Origin of the sequence: Pseudonocardia nigra, assembly GCF_019396355.1 — a bacterium.
GTDB classification, from domain to species: Bacteria; Actinomycetota; Actinomycetes; order Mycobacteriales; family Pseudonocardiaceae; genus Pseudonocardia; species Pseudonocardia nigra.
Genome location: NZ_JAHKRK010000579.1, coordinates 1 through 580, shown reverse-complemented (window position 1 = coordinate 580; position 580 = coordinate 1). Strand labels below are relative to the sequence as shown.

At 72.2% G+C, this 580-nt stretch carries 1 protein-coding gene and 1 pseudogene; both read left to right on the top strand.

Annotated elements, in window-relative coordinates; all coding sequences use genetic code 11:
* Window positions 1–185: pseudogene (locus KME75_RS42290) on the top strand (NADH:ubiquinone oxidoreductase subunit J); the annotation flags it as partial.
* Window positions 182–487 (top strand): NADH-quinone oxidoreductase subunit NuoK, encoded by a 306-nt coding sequence (nuoK, locus tag KME75_RS42285; RefSeq protein WP_219420715.1) that lies wholly within the window; start codon window positions 182–184, stop codon window positions 485–487. The pseudogene KME75_RS42290 and the gene nuoK, both read left to right, overlap by 4 nt.
* The last annotated feature ends 93 nt before the right edge of the window (window positions 488–580 follow it).

Genomic DNA, 580 nt, shown 5'->3' with positions numbered 1-580 from the left:
TCGCGCTCGGGGAGGCACTGATGGGCGGGCAGATGCTGACGATGATGACGCTCGGGGTCGCGCTGTTCGCCACGATCGTGGCCACGGTGGTGCTGGCGACGAACCGGGGCCGCTACGACCGCTTCGGCGACGACCTGCGCGCCGCCCGTCCCGACGACCCGGTGCGTGGGGGAGTGGGCCGATGACGCTCGAGCTGTTCCTGCTGCTGGCGGCCGGGCTGTTCGCGATCGGGCTCTACGGGGCGCTCTCGCAGCAGTCGATCGTGATGCTGATGATGGGCCTGGAGCTGATGCTCAACGGGGCCATCGTCGCGACCGCCGCGTTCTGGTATTTCGTCGCACCCGGCGGCACCGACGGGCAGGTGCTCGTCGTCGTGATCATCACGGCGATGGCCATCGAGATGGCCGTCGGGTTCGCCGTGGTCACCGCGATCTACCGGGCCCGGCAGGTGGACATGACCGACGACGCCGCCGACCTGAAGGGCTGACGCGTGCTCTGGTGGCTGGTCGGGGTGCCGCTGCTCGCGGGCGCCACGCTCGCGGTGGCCGGCCGGCGGGCCGACCGCGCCGCCCCGGCCGCC